The following is a 2,548-nucleotide window of genomic DNA, read 5'->3' as shown; positions in this document are numbered from 1 at the left end:
TTATACATTTCAGTTGCAGCCAGCATACAATCCGCCACCGAGCACAGAACCAAATACCGTAGATTTAAATCCGGAACATACCATAATTCAAAAAGAATTTGACGGAACATATCAATTGTATTTAGACGGAGAATGGTTTTTGACCCTAACAGAACAAGATATACTCTTGTTCCAAATCACAGATACCCCAATTGCAGACAATACAGAAATTTTTCAAAATATTCCTAGCATTCACCTGAAAGGAGAATAAGTATGTATAAAAAAATTCTTTGCACGCTTCTCATGGGCGTTACATTAGCAACTGCGTTTCCTATGGCACAAGCAACAGATATTTCATCTGTTGAAGAACCTATTGTTTCTTCAGATAGTGAGTATACACTCTCTCCTTATGCAGATAAGATCATCACTAAATATCGCACCCACAACGGCAAAAAGCAGTATCGTCGCTGGAATGATAGTAAGCATTGTTGGGTTGATCCTCACTGGATTGACCGTTAACAATATACATTCTCATGAAAAGGGGTGATGCGTATGATTGCATAGAAAAATCCACATAAAACCGAAAGGCTGGACACCTTGCCGTTTTCACGGCAGTACGGATTATGTGGATGATTCATTATAACATGATGTTCGATGTTATGGCAATCTATTGATTGCATCAAGTCGAACTACACAATCTTAGGTATATGACTTAGGAGGTCATGATAATGAAAAATGCATTTTCCAAGGGAATCATCCCACTTTTTTTGGGAGTATTGGTGCTCTCCGGATGCGGCGCGCAGGCATCCCAAGCAGCAACCGGTTCCGGTTCTGGCGCGCAAAGCACACAGCAGCAAGCAGTTTCTACCGTAGAAACAGAATCTTCTCCGGTATTGATTCAAAAGGCTTTCGACATTTCTGTTGATGCTATTACGCCAGAGACAGCGGAAGCTGGGAAATATCAGTTGGAATTTTATCCTGTAAGTGATGGAAAAATCGTCATTTCTCGAAGCAACACTGACATGCCTGAATTTTTATACTATTTCAAGGACGACAACAGCACAGAAGAACCGCAGGAATATGCATACCCTGATACGATTGCTTCTGATACGAAAAACTTCCTTTCTCAGGTACTTGACGTTCATATTTCCAAAGATGTGACTGGAATCTATGGGTATCAGAACCGAATTGGCGTGCTGCTTCAAGCAGACGATGGAAGTTACTTCCACGTGCAGTTTATGCCGAACAGCAACACAGTTATTGGGTATCAGCATTTTGATACCCTCGAATCGGCAAATACGTTCTATGAACAGCAATCCGCCAAAAAATTAGCGTAACTTTTTGAATCCTCCTGTCTTTGCACAGGAGGATTCTCAAAAATAAAACGTATACTTATGGCAATTGAAAAAGTAGGTGATTGTATGAGAAAACGATGGATTGTTCTCGCCATTCTCATCGCTGTGCTTCTCGCGGCGGAATGGCAGGTAAAAAGCAACTACGCAGTATCCTCTGTCAGCGCAGATGGGCACTGGCAGATTGCCAACTATGCCAACATCACTGACCCAAAGAATACATGGGATGGCGTGATATATTATTATGGCAGTGATGCACCACATTCCATTGCCATTCAAACCGAGGATGCCTCGACAACACGGGATACCTATACACTGGAAAGAGACTCTGACCAACTTGGCACACTGACAAAGCTATCACTTCGATTGGCTCAAGGCTTATCCGGTCAAAAGCAGCCATCCGCCATGTATCCGTATCTGTCGATGAGTGAACCGCATCCGAATCTCAGCGTTTCTATTTTCGGTGAAAACAATCAACCGATTGCGACAATCCCCAGTCCATAAACTTGTCTCTCCCTCCGGGAGAGATGTCGCGCAGCGACAGAGAGGGCTTTGGTACGAGCTACCCATTCTCTCAGATTTGCCGGATACGAACTTGGTAAATTGCTCGCCCTCTCAGTCATTTGCAAGGCAAATGCCAGCTCTCCCAGAGGGAGAGCCAAGAAGGCTCCCTCGTTGAGGGAGCTGGATTGCCGCACTGCGGCAAGACTGAGGGAGCAGCCGATTAACTCTAACGAATCAGGCATACCCTGATACAGACTTGCTCGTGTGCTGCTCCTTCCGTCACGGCTTGCGCCGCGCCACCTTCCTCAGGGAGGAAGGCTTTTTATTCTACAGAGAGCTTACCAAAAATCCCCTTCCGTGCAGCGCACGAAAGGGGATTGCTGTTTTGTCTTTACTTTTTCAGCACTTCCTGAATCGCTTCGATCAGCTCCGGCTTGTCGCGCAGGCCGATGAGCCGCTTGACTTCCTTGCCTTCCGAATAGATGCTCACCGTCGGAATCGACACAACGCGGTGCAGCAGTGCCAGCGTCGGCTGTTCATCAATATTAATCTTGCCAACGCGAATCTTGCCGCAGAATTCCTGTGCCAACTCTTCAATCGTAGGAGACAGCATCCGGCATGGACCGCACCAATCTGCCCAGTAATCCAGCAGGATCGGCTTGGATGCGTTGACAACCTCTTCCTCGAAGTTCTCCTGTGTAATATGTAATATT

The 2,548-nt window shown here is 45.4% G+C and carries 5 protein-coding genes; 4 read left to right on the top strand and 1 reads right to left on the bottom strand.

Translation table 11 applies throughout. The features are described from left to right. From ACR0P9_RS10745 to ACR0P9_RS10730, 4 genes are all read left to right on the top strand, one after another. On the top strand, positions 1-250 hold a 250-nt coding region (locus ACR0P9_RS10745), incomplete at its 5' end, for a hypothetical protein (RefSeq protein WP_432620004.1). 2 nt (positions 251-252) lie between these two features. After that, positions 253-498, top strand: a complete 246-nt coding sequence (locus tag ACR0P9_RS10740) for a hypothetical protein (RefSeq protein ID WP_432620002.1) — start codon at positions 253-255, stop codon at positions 496-498. A gap of 209 nt (positions 499-707) precedes the next feature. Continuing rightward, complete coding sequence (locus tag ACR0P9_RS10735) at positions 708-1,316, top strand: hypothetical protein (RefSeq protein WP_432620000.1); 609 nt, start codon at positions 708-710, stop codon at positions 1,314-1,316. Positions 1,317-1,400: 84 nt separating this feature from the next. Next, the gene (locus tag ACR0P9_RS10730) at positions 1,401-1,835 is read left to right on the top strand and encodes a hypothetical protein (protein ID WP_432619998.1); all 435 of its coding nucleotides are present in this window, start codon (positions 1,401-1,403) and stop codon (positions 1,833-1,835) included. Positions 1,836-2,226: 391 nt separating this feature from the next. Here ACR0P9_RS10730 and trxA read toward each other — a convergent pair. After that, on the bottom strand, positions 2,227-2,548 hold a 322-nt coding region (gene trxA / locus ACR0P9_RS10725; protein ID WP_432619996.1), incomplete at its 5' end, for a thioredoxin.

It is taken from the genome of Butyricicoccus sp., from assembly GCF_050872565.1.
GTDB lineage: Bacteria > Bacillota > Clostridia > Oscillospirales > Butyricicoccaceae > Butyricicoccus_A.
This window is presented reverse-complemented; position numbering and strand designations above follow the sequence as displayed.

Excerpts from the sequence above, each read along its gene's own strand:
- ACR0P9_RS10740 (WP_432620002.1), top strand. The coding sequence starts at position 253 with ATGTATAAAAAAATTCTTTGCACGCTTCTCATGGGCGTTACATTAGCA.
- ACR0P9_RS10730 (WP_432619998.1), top strand. The coding sequence starts at position 1,401 with ATGAGAAAACGATGGATTGTTCTCGCCATTCTCATCGCTGTGCTTCTC.
- ACR0P9_RS10735 (WP_432620000.1), top strand. The coding sequence starts at position 708 with ATGAAAAATGCATTTTCCAAGGGAATCATCCCACTTTTTTTGGGAGTA.